Below are 17,813 nucleotides of genomic sequence, written 5' to 3' on the forward strand. Positions count from 1 at the left end.
TTAGAGTGCAAATTTACTTAACGACAAACTCTAGTATGAAATTAGATTGCCAGTAAAATGAACGAACTTCAAGCAAAGGGATGGTGTAATGTTAAGAAAAGGTGATGTTAACCGCGCGATAAATGCATACTGGTGTGTTGTTGCAGGAAGTGAAATTTGGCTGGTGGATGGTGCTGTGCCTTTCGGGTCTGCAGAGCAGTTATCACTGCCTGAAGTGAGTGCAAGACCCATTGGTGAGTATTCTGGTTCGTCCGTCATGTGGCTTAATTTGTCTGATTTGGAGCATGATCTACCATTAGTCTCACTGCGCGACTGCCTGCATTTTCCTGAGCCATTATTTATGTTGTTAAGTAAAGCGGTCCAGTATGGGCATATGACGCAAAGTCTGCGTTTTTGCCCACAGTGTGGTGGAAGAAACTTTCTTAATAATAACCAGTTAGCTATGCAGTGTGGCGAATGCCGTACTCTCCATTATCCTCGAATATTTCCGTGTATTATCGTTGCTGTGCGTAAAGAGAACCAGATCTTATTGGCCCAACATCCTAGGCATCGAAATGGTATGTATACCGTCATTGCGGGTTTTCTAGAAGTTGGTGAGACATTAGAAGAGTGTGTGGCTCGAGAAATTCATGAAGAAACGGGAATTCTCGTTAAAAATATTCGTTACTTTGGCAGCCAGCCTTGGGCTTTCCCATCGAGTATGATGATGGGGTTTTTAGCTGACTATGAATCGGGAGAGTTAAGTCCAGACTACACTGAGCTGTCTGATGCACAATGGTTTGGTATTGACGAGATGCCGCCTGTTGCGCCTAAAGGAACGATTGCAAGAGCGCTTATCGAACAAACGCTACAAGATATTGATTCTAATTATCTGATAAATAGATAAAAAAAACCCTCCGAGAGGGAGGGGTAAGTAAGATGTCGTTATGAGATGCTGAGTACTGGGTACTCAGTTTATAATTGTAGTTTTCGCTAGCGAACAAATTTTTAACACTGATACCGATTGGGTGCAAATTAAGCATTGATTTAAAAGTTAATAACTTGATCCAGGTTGCAAAGCACACAGCTATTGGACTTAAATCAGTGATAGAATACCCCCTTTCACAGAAAGCCTAACAGTTGGAATTACGGAATGACTGAATTAAAAAATGATCGTTATCTGCGTGCGCTTTTAAAAGAGCCGGTAGATTACACGCCAGTATGGATGATGCGCCAGGCAGGTCGTTACCTACCAGAATACAAAGCGACTCGTGCAGAAGCGGGTGATTTCATGTCTTTGTGTCGAAATGCAGAATTAGCATCCGAAGTGACACTTCAACCATTACGCCGTTTTCCTCTTGATGCTGCGATCTTATTCTCGGACATCTTAACGATTCCAGATGCCATGGGGCTTGGTTTGCGTTTTGCTGCGGGTGAAGGACCTGTTTTTGATAACCCAATTACATGCAAAGCTGACGTGGAAAAAATTGGTTTGCCAGATCCAGAAGGTGAACTGCAATATGTAATGAATGCAGTACGTCAGATCCGTAAAGACCTTAAGGGTGAAGTGCCGTTAATTGGCTTCTCTGGTAGCCCGTGGACTCTTGCGACGTACATGATCGAAGGTGGCAGTTCTAAAGCCTTCACCAAGATCAAGAAGATGATGTACGCGGAACCACAAACTCTGCACTTACTTCTAGATAAGCTGGCAGACAGCGTTATCGAGTACCTAAACGCGCAAATTAAAGCAGGCGCGCAGTCGGTAATGGTATTTGACACATGGGGTGGCGTACTGACGCCTCGTGACTACAATCTGTTCTCGCTACAATACATGCACAAGATCGTTGATGGTCTGATTCGTGAAAACGATGGTCGTCGCGTGCCAGTCACACTGTTTACTAAGAATGGCGGTATGTGGCTTGAGCAAATCGCAGCAACGGGCTGTGATGCGGTTGGTCTAGACTGGACAATCAACATTGCAGACGCGAAAGCACGTATCGGTGATAAAGTGGCGCTGCAAGGTAACATGGACCCATCCATGCTTTACGCTTCGCCAGAGCGCATCCGCGAAGAAGTTGCGGATATCCTAGAAGGATTTGGTGATACGGGGACTGGTCATGTGTTCAATCTAGGTCACGGTATCCACTTGGATGTGCCGCCAGAAAACGCAGGCGTGTTTGTGGATGCGGTACACGAGTTATCTAAGCCATACCACAAGTAAGTTAGATTTTTTGAAATCAAATGCCGGCATTCAGTGCCGGTATTTTTTTACCTAAAATTCAGTTTTTCTATCTGAGACTCAAGGCTGTACAGCTCTAGTAGTATTTGGCCTACTATGACCTAATTACTATTTAGTCTGTACGCTTATTGTTTAATCTTATTATAAACAACAGCTTAGTGGTTTTGTGTTTGTGTGCTTATTTTCTTGTACAGATAAAAAAGCAATTAGATCATGGGTAACCTAAAGCATCGAGTGAACGCGTTTTTTAAGGTATGGCACGACTTCAGATTCAAACCAAGGATTCTTCTTTAACCACAATGTATTACGTGGAGAAGGATGAGGAAGCGGGATAAAATCAGGTTCCCAATCCTGCCATCGCTGAACAGTTTGCGTGAGTGTTTTGGGCTTATTGGCCAGGTAGTACTGCTGCGAGTACTGACCAATTAGTAGAGTGAGCTCTATATTGGGCAGCTGCTCAAGAATCTTTTTATGCCAAGTGGGCGCACATTCTTTACGAGGCGGTAAATCACCAGAGTTCCCTTTGCCTGGATAACAGAATCCCATTGGGACAATGGCAATTTTATTTGGGTCGTAGAAAACGTCTTTGTCGATATCGAGCCATTGGCGTAATCGATCACCACTTGGGTCATTCCAAGGTATCGAGGTTTTGTGCACACGTGTGCCTGGGGCCTGACCGATGATTAGGATGCGTGCGTCTTTTGCGGCTTGTACGACAGGGTTTGCGCCCAAAGGTAAATTATCCGCGCAAATCTGACAGGCGCGCACTTGTTGAAGCAATGTTTCTAGAGACATAAAACGGCTAATACCCTTTGTCGAAATCAACTTGATTATTTAGAGAGAAACCGTCCCTCCAACTCAAGTAGTTGTCTGCAAAAATGTCGATCACTTGCTCGGGGAAACTTAACGCCGCGATGTGAGGGGTGATGGTTACTTGCGGAAGTTTCCAAAACGGATGTTCTACCGATAGCGGTTCTTGCTCAAACACATCTAAGAAGGCGTGTTCTACCCAACGGTTTTTCAGAGCGAAGAGCAACCCTGCCTCATCCAGTACGTCGCCGCGACCCACGTTGAATAATAACGCCTTGTTTAGATGGCTGAGTGTTTGACGATTAAGTAACTGTTGCGTCTCCGGTGTACTTGGTAGGGTATTCACAACAATGTCGGCTTGTTCAAATGCCTTACTTAGTTCACTGATATGAAAGGTCTGATTAAATTCACCACCTGAGGTCGGAATACCTATGCGGTTCATACCGATTGTTTTTATTCCCATTGCTTTAGCTGCGTTGCCCAAATAACACCCAATGCTACCAGTACCGAGAATCACCATGGTTTTACTTTGTAATGATGTATAGAGATGAGGCTGCCATCGTTTGTTTTGTTGTTGCTGGTGGTATCGGTTGAAGTGGCGGTAATGGGCAATACTGTACCCCAGCACATATTCGGCAATCAGTGGGCCAAAGATGCCTCGAACATTGGTCAGGGTGTAGTCCTGACGAAGGTTAGGTAGCATTAGTGCATTGACGCCGGCGAATGTCGATTGTACCCACCCAAGCTGTGAAAACTCGTCTAATCTATTGGATAGTAATGGCGGATCGGCAAGAACTATTTGAGCTTCCTCTGGCTTATCAGTGATGCTCAGATCTGGTAGCTTTCTCTCCGTCAATAACGTTTCGTAGGTGTCACGATGCTCTGAGAGCAGGAAAATCTGATTTGAATGCGGCATTAACTTTTTTCCCTGTGATGAATCAAGTACACTTTCGCTGTTTTTTTCTTCAATGATTGAGTGACTATGCTTAAGAATCCTCTTCAGGTTCGTTTAGAAAAACTAGAACCTTGGCAACAAATTACCTTTATGGCGTGTCTATGTGAACGCATGTATCCAAACTATGCGATGTTTTGTGAGAACACAGAATTTGCTGACCCGCGTGCTTACCGAGCGATTCTTGATAGTGTATGGGAAATTTTGACAGTTAAGAACGCGAAAATTAACTTCGAACGTCAATTAGAGAAGTTAGAAGAGTTGTTCCCAAGTGCGGATGAGTTCGATTTTTACGGGGTTTACCCAGCGATGGACGCGTGTCAGGGTTTGTCTACGTTACTGCATGGCCTATTGGATCGCGACTACCTTTTCGATTCAATGCTTAAAGTGAGCCAACAGTCGGTACAAACCGTTGCTGATCTAGAGCAAGCGCAAGGTGCAGAGCCAATCACCAACGACAATCAGAAAGAAAATGAAGCCGTATGTGAAGAATGGGACGTGCAGTGGGCTATTTTCCGTCCACTGCGTGAAGCGGTAGAGCGTGACATCAGCTTGATTAAAGATTTACGTGAAGAGTTACGTGAAGAAGGTGTGAGCAATATCGGTATCGCACTTTAGTCGTTGAATAGATAGAAAAAGGCATCCTAAAATGGATGCCTTTTTGTTTGCGACGTTTGAGCGGTTATGCCCAATGTTGATTACGATTCTTTAGAATCTGGTTTTGTCGCTTCTTGAGTTTCTGGCTCCTTGTGATGCTTCTCCAGTTCTTCCTCTTCTTCATCGTCATCGCGGCTTTCGATTACGCCGTGCATTTCTTTCCAGCTTTCCCAGCGTTGGTAAGCCAGCTCTTGCATGTCGGTACTTTTATCCGCTTCATCGATGATTTCTTCACCCACGAGGTGTTCAAAGATATCCTCCAACGTCACCAAGCCTTGCACAGTACCGTATTCGTCAACGACAAGGGCTAGCTGTAGGCGATGAGTCATCATCTGGTCAAACACTTTCGGTAAAGTCGTGTTGTTTAGCACCACTTGAATCGGGCGCATGATTGCTCCCAGTTGTTTCTGTCCACAACCTGATTGTTGCAGTTTGAACAACTCAAGGCGGTGCACAAAACCAATGATGTTGTCTTTCTGCTCGCTATAAACCAATGGGCGGGAGAAAGGTGTATCCTTGTGTTTTTCTAGGAACTCATTGATGGTCATCGTGGCATCGATACGGAATACCACAGGACGTGGCGTCATAACCTGCGTTACAGGTACATCTTGGATGCCAAGCAAGTTGCTTAATATTTTTGATTCACCCTCGGCAAATTCACCGCTTTCACGTGCTAGAATCGCCATTGCAGACAGTTCATCACGCATTTTCGGAGCTTCGTGGTTACGAGCAAGACGCTTGGTGATTTGCTCTGAAAACCATACGAATGGCGTTAGCGCCCATACCATCCAACGTAATGCGACTGCCGCGGTTGGCGCCAATTGACGCCAGTAAGTTGCGCCAATTGTTTTCGGTACGATTTCTGAAAGCACCAAGATCGCCAGTGTGAGCACTGCCGAAAAGATACCTAACGCTTCGCTACCAAATACAACCGCAGCTTGTGCACCAGCAGTGGCCGCGCCGATGGTATGAGCGATGGTGTTTAGAGTCAGAATGGATGCCAATGGCCGGTCGATATCTGATTTTAGCTTAGCCAGTTGCCCAGCTGCGGGATGCCCCTGTTGATTGAGCTGCGCAATGTAGCTCGGACTGATACTCAGCAGTACCGCCTCCAGCACCGAACAGATAAACGAAATGCCGATTGCAATAGAGATATAAATGGATAACAGCAGCATAGTTGCCCTTGAATGTAGTTTGATAGTGGTTATTTGCAGCTATTATAACCGCAAAAGTGCCTTATAAATTGGTCCAAATACCTTGGAAAGCAAGGGTTTTCAGGGGGTATGTGGTAACAAATTGTGAGTTATTACTCATATTATGGCTAAAAGTACGTCAGAAAATCGAAAGATCGCTTACAAACCTTTGCCAGATGGGGCATTTATGTTTTAGAGTGAGACGAATTCGATAACCTATGAGAAGGGAAACCTAATGAACAAGACCCAATTAATCGACTTTATCGCAGAGAAAGCAGACCTATCAAAAGCACAAGCAAAAGCTGCTCTTGAAGCGACTCTTGATGGTGTAACTGGTGCACTTAAAGAGGGTGACCAAGTTCAACTAATTGGTTTTGGTACATTCAAAGTAAACCACCGCGCTGCACGTACTGGTCGTAACCCTAAGACTGGTGACGAGATTCAAATCGCAGCAGCTAACGTACCTGCATTCGTAGCAGGTAAAGCGCTGAAAGAATCAGTAAACTAAGTTAGAATGCACCGAGGTATCCTGCCTCGGTGCAACTTTATGAAAAAACATCTACTCGCTTCACTTCTCTTATCTAGCTTTACCCTTTTTGGCTGTTCGTCGGTTGAAACTCCTAATTTAGAACAATTCACTCACTTCTCTGGCGGCAAAGTTGCTGGAGACGCAAGTAGCTTGTACTGGATGACCGAGAAACTCACTCGCGTGAGTACGGCTGCGGACTACGTAACGATGGGGGATAATGGCTGGTTTCAAAGTGACTACCGTTGGGATGAAGGTGAGCTTCGAGAGTTGATTCGAAAAGGTGAGCAAGCTGATACCAAGCAAGAGTTGGTGCCTTTTCAAATCCACATCCGTTTTAATAAAGATGGCGAAGCGGTTTACCAACAATATCGCGTTAATCGTAAAGTCTTACCACTTCAGCATGAACAATTAGAACGTTACAAGACAGAAGCGAATGATGTAGTGGCGTCGGTTAAGGCGCAGTCTCGTAACAGTCAGAGCCTCATTCAAGGTTATTGGAATGGCCAATCGTTTGAAACCTGCAAAGGTAGAGCGTTCTCGACACTCGAGTTTAATCAGACGTTGCCAAAATTTATTATCGAGCGTCTCTCATCTGTAGACAGTTACGTGGCTTTTGTCGGCAAGCAGTCACGAACTAAAGCAACGGTTGATGAACTGTTGATGCTCAATGATGATGACTTTGATTGTGTACCACGACCAGCATTACTCGCTGAGTAAGCTTGGTGAGACTTACTTGCTGACAGAGTAATAAAAAAGGCGCTGAATGCGCCTTTTGTTTTTTAGCCAACTTAAGTTGTTTTTATTTTTCTTGCTCACGTGCAATCGCACGGTAGCCGATGTCACTGCGATGGAACATGCCGTCCCAACTGATCTGTTTTGCAAGCTCGTAAGCGCGTTGCTGCGCTTCTGATACGATGTTGCCCAACGCAGTTGCACACAATACGCGACCACCATTTGTTACGATGTTGCCATCTTTATTGTCTGTACCCGCGTGGAAGACTTTCTCGCCTTCAATTTCAACTTGTGGCAGACCAGAGATCACATCGCCTTTGTTGTACGCTGCTGGGTAACCACCGGCTGCGAGTACGATACCAATCGACGCACGTGGATCCCATTTTGATTCCACTTGATCCAGTTTTTGGTCAATCGCAGCCAAGCAAAGATCAACCAGATCCGATTCCATACGCATCATGATTGGTTGTGTCTCTGGATCACCGAAGCGGCAGTTGTACTCGATCACTTTCGGAGTGCCATCTTTGTCGATCATCAGACCCGCGTATAGGAAACCTGTGTATGGGTTCCCTTCAGACGCCATGCCACGTACCGTTGGGTAAATGACTTCTTCCATGATGCGGTTGTGAATTTCTGGTGTGACCACAGGAGCTGGCGAGTACGCGCCCATGCCACCAGTGTTAGGACCTGTATCTTTGTCACCTACGCGTTTGTGGTCTTGGCTGGTGGCCATTGGCAGAACGTTCTCACCATCCACCATCACGATGAAGCTTGCTTCTTCACCATCGAGGAACTCTTCGATAACCACGCGGCTGCCTGCGTCACCAAATGCGTTGCCTGCTAGCATGTCTTTGATTGCGTCTTCGGCTTCTTCTAGCGTCATTGCCACAATCACGCCTTTACCAGCCGCAAGGCCGTCGGCTTTCACCACAATCGGCGCACCTTGCTCACGCACGTAAGCAAGCGCTGGTTCAATTTCTGTGAAGTTTGCGTAAGCACCGGTTGGGATTTGGTGACGAGCAAGGAAGTCTTTAGTAAACGCTTTAGAGCCTTCAAGCTGCGCTGCGGCTTGGGTAGGGCCAAAGATTGGTAAGCCCGCTTCGCGGAACGCATCCACCACACCAATAACCAATGGTGCTTCTGGGCCAACGATAGTCAGTTCAATTACCTTCTCTTTGGCGAAAGCAACAAGGCCAGCGATGTCTTCTACATCGATGTTTACGTTCTCTAGTTTTGGCTCTAGTGCCGTACCTGCGTTGCCTGGAGCAATGAAAATAGTCTCAACATTTGGGTTTTGCGCTGCTTTCCAGCCTAGCGCATGTTCACGACCGCCTGAACCAATGATTAAAACTCGCATATGAAAATCCTTAATCTTATAAATACTGTTTACTCAAAGTAGTTGATGATGTGGCTAGGCAACAATTGAGCCCATCTCGGAAACATAGCCAGCTACGTAACCGGGGTGGGCGAAAGCAGTTAACAATGCCACAGTGCCAAATACGATGAGGAAATTAGTGGCGGAAGTGACGCATACCCGTGAAGATCATCGCCATGCCGTGCTCATCTGCTGCTGCGATAACTTCGTCGTCACGCATAGAGCCACCTGGCTGAATTACGCACTTAATGCCGGCTTCTGCTGCGGCATCGATACCGTCGCGGAATGGGAAGAATGCATCTGATGCCATTACACAACCTTCAACCTGTAGACCTTCGTCTGCAGCTTTGATGCCTGCGATTTTCGCGGAGTAAACGCGGCTCATTTGGCCTGCGCCTACACCGATAGTCATGTCGCCTTTCGCGTAAACGATCGCGTTAGATTTCACGTATTTCGCTACTTTCCAGCAGAATAGGGCGTCTTTTAGCTCTTCTTCTGTCGGCTGACGTTTAGACACGACTTTAAGATCGTCTAGGCTTACCATGCCTTGGTCGCGGTCTTGAACCAGTAGACCACCGTTGACGCGTTTTACGTCAAAGCCCGTTGTCTTCGTTGACCACTCGCCACACTCTAGTAGACGTACGTTCTTCTTCGCTGCAACGATTTCAATCGCTTCAGCAGAAACAGAAGGTGCGATAATCACTTCAACGAATTGACGCTCAACGATAGCGCTAGCCGTTTTTGCATCTAGCTCTTGGTTGAATGCAATGATGCCGCCGAACGCTGACGTTGGGTCAGTTTGGTAAGCGCGGTTGTACGCTTCGAGGATGTCTTTACCTAGCGCAACGCCACATGGGTTGGCGTGTTTTACGATTACACATGCAGGCTCGTTGAACTCTTTCACACACTCAAGTGCTGCATCAGTGTCTGCAATGTTGTTGTAAGAGAGGGCTTTACCTTGGATTTGGCGAGCAGTAGAAACAGATGCTTCTTGTGGGTTTGCTTCAACGTAGAATGCGGCTGCTTGGTGGCTGTTCTCACCGTAGCGCATGTCTTGTTTTTTCTCGAATTGCTGGTTGAAAGTACGTGGGAATTTAGACTCTTCATCACCTTCTTTGTTCTCACCGTAAGATGGAACCATAGTGCCGAAGTAGTTTGCGATCATGCCATCGTAAGCAGCAGTGTGCTCGAATGCTGCGATAGCAAGGTCGAAACGAGTCTCTAGTGTTAGAGATTTCTCGTTCGCGTCCATTTCAGCGATAACGCGATCGTAATCATGAGCGTTCACAACGATAGTCACGTCTTTGTGATTTTTCGCTGCAGAGCGAACCATCGTTGGGCCGCCGATATCGATGTTTTCAACCGCGTCAGCTAGTGTACAGCCTTCTTTTGCAACGGTTTCTGCGAATGGGTATAGGTTAACAACGACCATGTCGATTGGATTGATGCCATGTTTTGCCATCACGTCGTCATCTTGACCACGACGACCAAGCACACCACCGTGAACTTTCGGGTGAAGCGTTTTAACGCGGCCGTCCATCATTTCTGGGAAACCTGTGTAGTCAGAGACTTCTGTTACTGCGATGCCTTGTTCGGCAAGTAGGCGTGCTGTACCACCAGTAGATAGGATATCGACACCGCGCTCAGCAAGAGCTTGTGCAAACTCAACAATACCTGTTTTGTCTGATACGCTGATAAGCGCACGGCGAATAGGACGAGCGTTATTCATGCTTCCATTTTCCTCAAATTCACGGAGTTAAAGATGTTTGCCAAAAATGAACTTGTTTTTACCTCTTGGGGTAAAATATTGGCCAGTTTTGGTAAAGACCTTTGCCGGATGTTTTCTGGTTAGAAAACAGTCTCCACATTTGATGGCGCGTATTCTAACCAATTTATTACAAAAAAGCTCGCGCAATCGTTTGGTATCTCAAAAATAATTGTGAAAAAGAGGTTCTTTAGCTTTAAAAGTAACGAGATAGTTAATAGGGAAAGTTATGTTTCAGATAGGTGAACTGGCAAAACGTTGTGGTGTGACGGCAGATACGCTGCGTTTTTATGAGAAAAACGCGCTGATAAAGCCCGCAGGTCGAAGTGAATCAGGTTATCGTCTCTATAATGAAGAGAATCAAAAGCAGGTACACTTCATCCTTAAAGGTAAAGAGCTGGGCCTGAGCCTGGATGAGATTAAAGAGCTACTAGAAATCAAACTAGAAGCAACAGAACACAGCTGTGCAGAGGTTAAAGCTATTACTTCTGCTAAGTTAGAGCTGATTGATGGAAAAATTAACGAGCTAACGAAAATTCGTCGAGCTTTGAAGAAGATCAATGATGCTTGCTGCGGTCATACGGATGATGATGCTACTCATTGTTCTATCCTTGCAGCACTTGAGTAGTCTCATTTCTGCATCACTTAACTTAAGTTTGCATTTTTGGCGGCTTGCTTTTCTAGGTGCACGCCGTTTTCCCACCTATAATCTCGCCTTTAGTTACCTGTAGGAATTGACCATTGTTTGATTCCTGCCGTAGCGCTGTCTGTAGATACGAGAGTTTTCATACATGGTTGGAGTCTATTTTCAAATCAATGACTGGGTTTTAAGCGTTGATGAAAATAAGCTGTATCGACAAGATAGGGAAGTTACTGTTGAGCCACGCTTAATTAATCTTCTGCATTTCCTAGCGGAGCATGCGAATGAGGTGTTCAATCGTGAGGAATTGATCCAATACGTTTGGGCAGGGGCGATTGTGACCGATCAAGTGGTGACTCAGTCCATTTTTGAGTTACGTAAATTACTGCGTGACGGTCGGGAAGAAAATACCAGCTACGTCATTACAGTGCCGAAACGTGGTTACAAGCTGGTGGCGAATGTGACCCCAATGACACTCGAGGAATTCCTCGCAAGTCGTCATTGTGATTCAGAAAGTCTTCCTCCTATTGTTGATGAACCAGAAGAAGAGACTCCACCTATCGCACCTGCCGTCACCTTTCCTGCAGGCCCTCTGACTCGCGCGGTCTGTGAGATGTCTAAAGAGAAAAAGGCCCCTCCGAAAAAAAATAAAATCAGTCCGTGGCGCCTGGGGATCATGAACTTCATCTGGATCAGTGTTTTGGTTGTGGTGATGGGTGTGTTTACCTACAAGCAATCGGAAGTGCGTATTACTCAAGCCATCGATACTCACCTTATCGAATTCAAGTTTCAAGATAACTTCACGAGCGAAGGGTTAAGCTACGACTTGGCAGACGGGTTTGCCCAAAAGTTGATGTCCGACATTGCTCAAGTGAGCGATTACCGAGTCATGCTAAAGAAGACGTCGTTTACCTCGGGTATTGTGCCGGGCAAATCGGTTGTGGTGCGGGTTCGTGAAAATGAGGGTGGCAGCTTTTTAGAGGTGGAATATCGGAATAACTCATCTGAAAAGGTGTTGTTTAGTCGTCAATACGCGTTAACCAGCAGCCATTTAAAGACAGTGCTTCAACAAGCGTCGTTAGACTTGATGCAAGTTCTGAAAGTGCCGGATGCCAAGCTGAAATCCACGATGCTGGTGGCGGGAATGCCAATTAACCCAGATGCTTTGGAGCTGTTTGTTCAAGCTAACCATTATCTCAATGTCTCGGATGCCAAGCAGTTTCGCCAAGGCGTCAACTTGCTGGAAAACATTTTAGAAATTGAGCCAGATAATGCTTACGTTCAGGCAGAGTTATTGATTGCTTACCACGTGCAGAAGGTGCTCGACTTTTCACAGGAGTTGAAGAAAGGGCGAGTGCAGCAGTTGAGTGACGCACTAGAAACTAACGTAAAAATGATGGTTGGGCCAATTCAACCGCGAATTTATGAAGCTTTAGCCCTGCACGAAACCATTATTGGTGACATGGCTTCAGCCAAGCAGCATCTTGGGCAGGCTTTGAGGTTACGTGATTCGGTGCTGTCTTATGTGATTCGTGGTAAGCACGCTGAATTGGATGGTGATCTGGATTTGGCCAGTGAGTCTTACAGCGAAGCTTTCTATATTGATACGTCGGTTGAGACGTACCTGCTGTGCGAAAACTTGGTCTTCCCAAGTAACATGAAGGCGATTGATTACGCCATGTATCGCGCTGTTCACCCTTCTGTCGTTCGAATGCTTTAATTCTCTCGCACTCTACGTCAGTTTAATACTAGCCCCTCATTTCGGTGAGGGGCTTTTTTGTAGCTGTCGAAAAGTGAAAAGGGTGGGCGGTGGGGTAATGACTTACGAAGGAGCCAGTAACGCAAGCTTGCAACGGGAAGACATATCCGGTTTTCTTCTCTATCTCTATCTCTATCTCTATCTCTATCTCTATCTCTATCTCTATCTCTATCTCTATTGATTGTATGGGGTGTCTGGCTGAGTTATTTGGCGAGAATGATTCTGATGCTTTCTTGCAGGCGAGATGAATATTGATGTGGGTCAAAAAGCGCGATCAGGGAGAGGTTTATGGAATCAACAGGTTCAGGGAATCAACCCTTCGGGACGGGGAAGTTGATTGAGGTTGATAATTTTTATCGCGATTACCAACGAGTTGATGAAAGTTTATCTATCGGTAGAAGGCTTGATTTTTTTCTTATAACTGCATGAATAATATAGTTTTATGTTTTTGTGTTTATCATGTTTATCTCAACTTGATGTTGATTAACTAATCATTTTATTGATAACGCCAAGTTTATTTTTTTCCCGATTTTTGGGCGTAGTCTTCACTTCGAAATTTAGCGAGGTCGAGCAAGTATCTACTTCATAGCATCTCGCTAATAACCGTTCAGTTTGAGTCACGTTGACTTGAGTAGAATAGATTTGGAGATGTTATGTCATCGAATACGAAAAAAATCGGCCTAATTGCCTGTACGGGTGTAGTCGCCGGTAACATGATGGGTAGTGGTATTGCACTGTTACCTTCTAGCCTAGCTTCAGTAGGCTCTGTTTCAATTTTCAGTTGGCTGATCTGTTTGATCGGTGCACTGAGTCTTGCGTTTGTTTACGCTCGTCTGGCAACCAAAAACCCTCAAGAAGGTGGTCCTATCGCTTACGCTGGCGAAGTTTCCCCAGTCTTTGGTTTCCAAACGGGCGTGCTTTATTACCACGCGAACTGGATTGGTAACCTAGCTATTGCTATTACAGGTGTTTCTTACCTTTCAGTATTCTTCCCTGTGCTTAATGACCCAATCCCAGCAGGTATTGCGACGATTGCATCGGTATGGATCTTCACTTTCGTTAACCTACTTGGTGGTAGCTGGGTAAGCCGTCTATGTACGCTTGGTCTAGTTCTTATCCTTATCCCAGTTGTTGGTACAGCCGCATTTGGTTGGACGCACTTCGATACTGCGCTATACAGCCAAAACTGGAACGTATCTGCGGGTACGGATAGCCATGCGATTGTGACAGCGGTTCTTATCTGTCTATGGTCATTCGTTGGTGTGGAATCAGCAGCGGTATCGACTGGTATGGTAGAAAACCCTAAACGTACCGTACCGCTAGCAACCATGCTGGGTACTGGTATCGCAGGTGTGATTTACATCCTATCAACTCAAATGATCAGCGGCATGTTCCCTGCTTCTGAAGTTGCGGCATCAGGTGCGCCATTTGCACTAGCAACCACTGAGCTATTCGGTAGCTGGACAGCACCATTCGTATCAGCATTCACAGCACTAGCATGTTTCACTTCGCTAGGTTCTTGGATGATGCTGGTGGGCGAGGCTGGTAAACGTGCAGCAAGCGATGGCAACTTCCCTAAAATCTACGGCGAAACTGACAAAAACGGTGTGCCTAAGAAAGGTCTAATCCTTGCGTCAATCAAGATGACAGCATTAATGGTTGTACTGATGTTCTTTAGCTCTAAAACAGCACACGCATCAGACCTGTTCAACCAGCTAACAACTGACGCAGTACTACTAACTATGCTGCCTTACTTCTACTCAAGCATTAACTTGATTCGCTTCGAAGGTATGACAACACGCAACGGCTTCGTAATGTTGTTCTCTGGTGTAGCTTGTCTGTTCTGCTTCATTGCCCTTGCTGGTGCAGAAGGCGGTACGCTAACAGCAACCTTCATCGTGTCTCTCGTTATCTTGATGTTCTACAGCAAAAAAGCCGGCCTAGCTCAGTACATGAAGCTACACGCTGACGACATGCCTGCTCAAGCAAGCAACTAATCCCCAAACGCTGGCACTTCGGTGCCAGCCAATAAAAAACAAATTCACTCGGCGCTCACCTTACTCACTGCCTGTAAATGGCAGAGAGCGCCTTCATTCGCCTTGGAGATGTCCAAATGAATATTTTCGCTATCTTGAACCACATGGGTGTGTTCTTTAAAGAAGAGCCAGTTCGTCAACTTCACGCTGCTCTTGAGAAAGCGGGCTACGAAGTGGTTTACCCAGTAGATGATAAAGACTTGATCAAAATGATTGAGATGAACCCACGTATTTGCGGTGTGCTGTTCGACTGGGATAAATACTCACTAGAGCTATGTGAACGTATCAGCCAAATCAACGAAAAACTGCCTGTTCACGCATTTGCTAACGAACAGTCTACTCTAGACATTTCACTAACAGACCTACGTCTAAACGTGAGCTTCTTCGAGTACGCTTTAGGTATGGCTGACGACATCGCTATCAAAATCAACCAAGCGACTGAGGCATACAAAGATGCCATCATGCCTCCATTCACTAAAGCGCTATTCAAATACGTAGAAGAAGGTAAATACACCTTCTGTACTCCAGGTCACATGGGCGGTACTGCATTCCAGAAAAGCCCTGCTGGTAGCATCTTCTACGATTTTTACGGTCCAAACACATTTAAAGCGGACGTATCAATCTCAATGCCTGAACTAGGCTCTCTGCTAGACCACTCAGGTCCACATAAAGATGCAGAAGAATACATTGCACGTACATTCAATGCAGACAGCTCGTACATCGTAACGAACGGTACGTCTACATCGAACAAAATCGTTGGTATGTACTCAGCACCTGCGGGCAGCACAGTACTGATTGACCGTAACTGTCACAAATCTCTGACTCACCTAATGATGATGAGCGACGTGACACCAATCTACTTCCGCCCAACTCGTAACGCATACGGCATCCTTGGTGGTATTCCACAAAGCGAATTCAGCCGCGATGTCATTGCAGAGAAAGTGGCGAAAACACCAGGTGCAACTGCGCCATCTTACGCGGTAGTGACTAACTCAACTTACGATGGCCTGTTGTACAACACGCAATTCATCAAAGAGTCGCTAGATTGTAAACATATCCACTTCGACAGTGCTTGGGTGCCTTACACTAACTTCAACCCAATTTACGAAGGTAAATGTGGTATGAGTGGTGAAGCGATGCCAGGCAAAGTGTTCTACGAAACACAATCAACACACAAACTGTTGGCAGCGTTCTCACAAGCTTCAATGATTCACGTGAAAGGTGACTTTGACAAAGAATCTTTCAACGAAGCATTCATGATGCACACTTCAACTTCACCTCAGTACGGCATTGTTGCTTCTACTGAAACTGCAGCGGCAATGATGCGCGGCAACACAGGTAAGAAGTTGATGCAAGACTCTATCGATCGCGCAATTCGCTTCCGTAAAGAGATCAAACGCCTAGAAGCAGAAAGTGACAGCTGGTTCTTCGATGTATGGCAACCAGAAAACATCGATACCACAGAATGTTGGAAACTAGACCCTAGCGATACATGGCACGGCTTCAAGAACATGGATGACAACCACATGTATCTTGACCCAATCAAAGTCACGCTACTGACTCCGGGGATGAATAAAGAAGGCGAACTAGAAGAATCAGGTATTCCTGCTTCGCTGGTGGCTAAATTCCTAGACGAGCGCGGCATCGTGGTAGAGAAAACAGGTCCATACAACTTGTTGTTCCTATTCTCAATCGGTATCGACAAATCAAAAGCAATGCAATTGCTACGCGGTCTGACTGAATTTAAACGTGGGTACGACTTGAACCTAACCATCAAGAGCTTCCTACCTTCGCTATATAATGAAGACCCAAGCTTCTATGAAGGCATGCGCGTTCAAGAATTAGCACAAGCGATTCACAACCTAACTAAGAAATACAATCTACCAGAGCTAATGTACAAAGCGTTCGATGTTCTTCCTGAAATGAAAGTAACACCACACGCAGCATGGCAAGAAGAGCTTCGCGGTAACGTAGAAGAAATCAAACTGGAAGAAATGGTTGGTCGCGTAAGTGCGAACATGATCCTTCCTTACCCTCCAGGTGTGCCACTAGTACTTCCTGGTGAAATGGTGACTCAAGAGTCTCGCCCTGTGCTGGACTTCCTAGAGATGCTTTGTGAGATCGGTGCGCATTACCCAGGTTTCGAAACCGACATCCACGGTCTATACCAACAAAAAGATGGTAGCTACACCGTAAAAGTATTGAAGAACTAAGTTCCTCTCGAAGATGACGCCATTGGGAATGCAAGCATGCTCCACTCTTACGAGCTCAATGTGTCATCGAACAACCACGACATTTAGATATACCCCTAGCTAATCTGTCGTAAAAGAGAAGGGCAAGGATGCTCTGATCTTTTCTTCTATATAGAAGAAGCAATTTCCAAGACTTCACCTGAAGTACCCCAAGTAAAAAGCAAAGACCAAAGAGCAGTTCGTTATCGTTCTGCTCTTTTTTTCGTCTTTATATAGATAGAAAGAGAAAACAGAACCAAGAGAGATAAGGTCAGCAACCGAAATCACAAAGAAATCGGCGATCTTTTAATGCAGAAGTCAGGTGTTTCATCATGAAAAGATCCTCTGCAACCCGAAATATTAGACAAGATCGTTGAGTATCTATGCAGAATGCTCGTTATTTGTGCGGTTGAAGGTTTTTTTGCAAAAAACGCTTGTGCTAATTTCTCAACCCCCTATACTGCGCATCCACCGACACGGAGTGAGACGAAAGTCACACAGCGAGTCGGAAGTGAGAGAAAAAGAAATTTGAAAAAATGCTTGACTCTCTCACGGTGCGGAGTAAGATACGCACCCCTAACGACGAGCAACTAAGTTGCTGGATAAGTTAGAAAAGCTCTTTAAAAATATAAACCTATCAATCTGTGTGGGCACTCGTTGATGATAATCCAATTAGATACCTCGGTATCAAATTAGGTTTCAATGATACGAAGTGACCATTGAATCTTCGGATTCAGCACAGTCAATTCAAACATTACTTTATGTAATGTTCAGTATTCATTGAGCCGAACAAAATCTTAAATTGAAGAGTTTGATCATGGCTCAGATTGAACGCTGGCGGCAGGCCTAACACATGCAAGTCGAGCGGAAACGAGTTATCTGAACCTTCGGGGAACGATAACGGCGTCGAGCGGCG

15 protein-coding genes and 1 rRNA gene are annotated in these 17,813 nt (G+C 45.5%); 11 read left to right on the forward strand and 5 right to left on the reverse strand.

From position 1 onward, the window contains the following. Positions 1 to 88: 88 nt before the first annotated feature. Both nudC and hemE read left to right on the forward strand, forming a co-directional pair. On the forward strand, positions 89 to 886 hold the full coding sequence (gene nudC / locus NDJ01_RS14150; protein ID WP_258586887.1) for an NAD(+) diphosphatase: 798 nt from the start codon (positions 89 to 91) through the stop codon (positions 884 to 886). 246 nt (positions 887 to 1,132) lie between these two features. Continuing rightward, complete coding sequence (gene hemE / locus NDJ01_RS14155; protein ID WP_005397282.1) at positions 1,133 to 2,200, forward strand: uroporphyrinogen decarboxylase; 1,068 nt, start codon at positions 1,133 to 1,135, stop codon at positions 2,198 to 2,200. 240 nt (positions 2,201 to 2,440) lie between these two features. Here hemE and NDJ01_RS14160 read toward each other — a convergent pair whose 3' ends face one another. Further along, positions 2,441 to 3,013: a uracil-DNA glycosylase family protein gene (locus tag NDJ01_RS14160; protein ID WP_258586888.1), complete on the reverse strand. Its 573-nt coding sequence runs from the start codon at positions 3,011 to 3,013 to the stop codon at positions 2,441 to 2,443. Positions 3,014 to 3,020: 7 nt separating this feature from the next. Beyond that, entirely contained in the window at positions 3,021 to 3,944 is a 924-nt protein-coding gene (locus NDJ01_RS14165; protein WP_258586889.1) for a D-2-hydroxyacid dehydrogenase, read from the reverse strand. A 66-nt stretch (positions 3,945 to 4,010) separates the two neighbouring features. Here NDJ01_RS14165 and NDJ01_RS14170 point away from each other — a divergent pair, with 66 nt between their 5' ends. Beyond that, a complete protein-coding gene (locus tag NDJ01_RS14170) occupies positions 4,011 to 4,598 on the forward strand; it encodes a YjaG family protein (RefSeq protein WP_005382520.1) in 588 nt (195 codons plus the stop codon). 80 nt (positions 4,599 to 4,678) lie between these two features. On the opposite strand, the gene NDJ01_RS14175 is transcribed toward NDJ01_RS14170, so the two are convergent. Then, complete coding sequence (locus NDJ01_RS14175; protein ID WP_065644986.1) at positions 4,679 to 5,812, reverse strand: hemolysin family protein; 1,134 nt, start codon at positions 5,810 to 5,812, stop codon at positions 4,679 to 4,681. 253 nt (positions 5,813 to 6,065) lie between these two features. Here NDJ01_RS14175 and hupA point away from each other — a divergent pair, with 253 nt between their 5' ends. Beyond that, positions 6,066 to 6,338 (forward strand): nucleoid-associated protein HU-alpha, encoded by a 273-nt coding sequence (hupA, locus tag NDJ01_RS14180; RefSeq protein ID WP_005382524.1) that lies wholly within the window; start codon positions 6,066 to 6,068, stop codon positions 6,336 to 6,338. A 39-nt stretch (positions 6,339 to 6,377) separates the two neighbouring features. Further along, positions 6,378 to 7,076, forward strand: a complete 699-nt coding sequence (locus NDJ01_RS14185; protein ID WP_171058463.1) for a DUF1481 domain-containing protein — start codon at positions 6,378 to 6,380, stop codon at positions 7,074 to 7,076. An 82-nt stretch (positions 7,077 to 7,158) separates the two neighbouring features. On the opposite strand, the gene purD is transcribed toward NDJ01_RS14185, so the two are convergent. Next, positions 7,159 to 8,448, reverse strand: coding sequence for a phosphoribosylamine--glycine ligase (gene purD / locus NDJ01_RS14190; RefSeq protein ID WP_258586890.1), 1,290 nt, complete (start codon positions 8,446 to 8,448; stop codon positions 7,159 to 7,161). Between the two features lie 154 nt (positions 8,449 to 8,602). Beyond that, a complete protein-coding gene (purH, locus tag NDJ01_RS14195) occupies positions 8,603 to 10,195 on the reverse strand; it encodes a bifunctional phosphoribosylaminoimidazolecarboxamide formyltransferase/IMP cyclohydrolase (RefSeq protein WP_258586891.1) in 1,593 nt (530 codons plus the stop codon). Positions 10,196 to 10,460: 265 nt separating this feature from the next. Here purH and zntR point away from each other — a divergent pair, with 265 nt between their 5' ends. The 6 genes from zntR to NDJ01_RS14225 all read left to right on the forward strand — a co-directional run. Further along, a complete protein-coding gene (gene zntR, locus NDJ01_RS14200) occupies positions 10,461 to 10,859 on the forward strand; it encodes a Zn(2+)-responsive transcriptional regulator (protein ID WP_005397290.1) in 399 nt (132 codons plus the stop codon). A 163-nt stretch (positions 10,860 to 11,022) separates the two neighbouring features. Next, entirely contained in the window at positions 11,023 to 12,591 is a 1,569-nt protein-coding gene (gene cadC, locus NDJ01_RS14205) for a lysine decarboxylation/transport transcriptional activator CadC (RefSeq protein ID WP_053808507.1), read from the forward strand. Between the two features lie 327 nt (positions 12,592 to 12,918). Continuing rightward, a complete protein-coding gene (locus NDJ01_RS14210) occupies positions 12,919 to 13,059 on the forward strand; it encodes a hypothetical protein (protein ID WP_258586892.1) in 141 nt (46 codons plus the stop codon). Between the two features lie 224 nt (positions 13,060 to 13,283). Then, on the forward strand, positions 13,284 to 14,627 hold the full coding sequence (gene cadB / locus NDJ01_RS14215) for a cadaverine/lysine antiporter (protein WP_005397292.1): 1,344 nt from the start codon (positions 13,284 to 13,286) through the stop codon (positions 14,625 to 14,627). A 116-nt stretch (positions 14,628 to 14,743) separates the two neighbouring features. Then, positions 14,744 to 16,879, forward strand: a complete 2,136-nt coding sequence (locus NDJ01_RS14220; protein WP_012841314.1) for a lysine decarboxylase CadA — start codon at positions 14,744 to 14,746, stop codon at positions 16,877 to 16,879. A gap of 817 nt (positions 16,880 to 17,696) precedes the next feature. Further along, positions 17,697 to 17,813 (forward strand): 16S ribosomal RNA (locus NDJ01_RS14225); the annotation flags it as partial.

The organism is Vibrio sp. HS-50-1 (genome assembly GCF_024747315.1).
GTDB lineage: Bacteria > Pseudomonadota > Gammaproteobacteria > Enterobacterales > Vibrionaceae > Vibrio > Vibrio diabolicus.

Coding starts and splice junctions, on each gene's coding strand:
- nudC (WP_258586887.1), top strand. CDS start 89: ATGTTAAGAAAAGGTGATGTTAACCGCGCGATAAATGCATACTGGTGT.
- hemE (WP_005397282.1), top strand. CDS start 1,133: ATGACTGAATTAAAAAATGATCGTTATCTGCGTGCGCTTTTAAAAGAG.
- NDJ01_RS14160 (WP_258586888.1), bottom strand. CDS start 3,013: ATGTCTCTAGAAACATTGCTTCAACAAGTGCGCGCCTGTCAGATTTGC.
- NDJ01_RS14165 (WP_258586889.1), bottom strand. CDS start 3,944: ATGCCGCATTCAAATCAGATTTTCCTGCTCTCAGAGCATCGTGACACC.
- NDJ01_RS14170 (WP_005382520.1), top strand. CDS start 4,011: ATGCTTAAGAATCCTCTTCAGGTTCGTTTAGAAAAACTAGAACCTTGG.
- NDJ01_RS14175 (WP_065644986.1), bottom strand. CDS start 5,812: ATGCTGCTGTTATCCATTTATATCTCTATTGCAATCGGCATTTCGTTT.
- hupA (WP_005382524.1), top strand. CDS start 6,066: ATGAACAAGACCCAATTAATCGACTTTATCGCAGAGAAAGCAGACCTA.
- NDJ01_RS14185 (WP_171058463.1), top strand. CDS start 6,378: ATGAAAAAACATCTACTCGCTTCACTTCTCTTATCTAGCTTTACCCTT.
- purD (WP_258586890.1), bottom strand. CDS start 8,448: ATGCGAGTTTTAATCATTGGTTCAGGCGGTCGTGAACATGCGCTAGGC.
- purH (WP_258586891.1), bottom strand. CDS start 10,195: ATGAATAACGCTCGTCCTATTCGCCGTGCGCTTATCAGCGTATCAGAC.
- zntR (WP_005397290.1), top strand. CDS start 10,461: ATGTTTCAGATAGGTGAACTGGCAAAACGTTGTGGTGTGACGGCAGAT.
- cadC (WP_053808507.1), top strand. CDS start 11,023: ATGGTTGGAGTCTATTTTCAAATCAATGACTGGGTTTTAAGCGTTGAT.
- NDJ01_RS14210 (WP_258586892.1), top strand. CDS start 12,919: ATGGAATCAACAGGTTCAGGGAATCAACCCTTCGGGACGGGGAAGTTG.
- cadB (WP_005397292.1), top strand. CDS start 13,284: ATGTCATCGAATACGAAAAAAATCGGCCTAATTGCCTGTACGGGTGTA.
- NDJ01_RS14220 (WP_012841314.1), top strand. CDS start 14,744: ATGAATATTTTCGCTATCTTGAACCACATGGGTGTGTTCTTTAAAGAA.